The organism is Thiolapillus sp. (assembly GCF_048562965.1).
Classification (GTDB): domain Bacteria; phylum Pseudomonadota; class Gammaproteobacteria; order Chromatiales; family Chromatiaceae; genus Thiolapillus; species Thiolapillus brandeum_A.
Genome location: NZ_JBHNMF010001004.1, coordinates 1 through 1,014, shown reverse-complemented (window position 1 = coordinate 1,014; position 1,014 = coordinate 1). Strand labels below are relative to the sequence as shown.

Here is a 1,014-nt window from a genome sequence, read left to right as displayed (position 1 = left end):
CCTGAAAAAGCGCCTGCGCGGACGCCTCAATCCCGTCTTGAGGCAGCGCACCCATCGCAGAACGGAATTCATCCATAGTGTATCCTTCGGTTGGCTCCAATGCTGCGTACGTCAGGAAGGCTGCGAACCGTTGTTTGTAGCGTCCACTCAGGTCGGTATAGTGCTCTGCACTCTCAAGGAACGGGGCTTTGAGTGCCGTCAGCAGGGGCTGGTAGCGGGGTAACCGCAGGAAGCCTTCCCACACGGCTTTCGCTTCGGTCGGATTGTCCCAATTGAATAGCGGTAACAGATATTGCTCAGTCCACGCCCGGTCCACCCGGAAAAAGGTGATCAGTTGCGACCCCAGCAGTACCCGACCGGGGCGGAATCGGACCTTCTGAACATCACACAGTTCGGTAAAGAAAGGTTTGATCTCTTCTGGAAGAAGATCGTTGTCGTTTGGGTTCCGCTTGAACCACAGGTTGATCAGCACCTGCGTGACATGCCCGATGGGGTGGTTGAGTGCCTCGGCGACAGGCTGATCCGTTGGCCCGCCATTGTGTGTCATCCCCGTGTCCGCTTCGAGTGGCATTTCCAATACACGGCGACACAGGTCCAGCAGGATGCCCTTGTGACGGTTAATCGTCCCGGATACCACCTCGATCCATCCCGTCACGCCATGAGCGATTTCCTGGATAACGGTGTCGGGCATGCGCTGCACCAGGGGGGCGGCATAACACCACGACCGCTGCAGCATGTCTTCTTCACTCCAGGCATGCAGGGCCTCGTGCCATCGCTCAGTCGGCCACACGCCATCGCGTGCCAGATCACAGAGCGCGAACAGGCTATGAAAGAAACGGTTGCGGCAGACCTCGCGCCACCCCTCCTCGTAGGAGGGGAGCAGATTCGTCGATCCTTGCGCGAATTCTCGCAATGCGTCCTCACTGTAGAGTGGAAATCGTAGCGGCTTCTTCAACCATGGCACGAGATCACGCCGCGTACGGGGTGGGAGGATGCTCTCCCAAAGTTCCTCAT

At 58.2% G+C, this 1,014-nt stretch carries 1 pseudogene; it reads right to left on the bottom strand.

The annotated features are described in order from the left end of the window. Positions 1-955 (bottom strand): annotated as a pseudogene (locus tag ACOCD2_RS21805) (hypothetical protein); the annotation flags it as partial. Positions 956-1,014 lie beyond the last annotated feature (59 nt).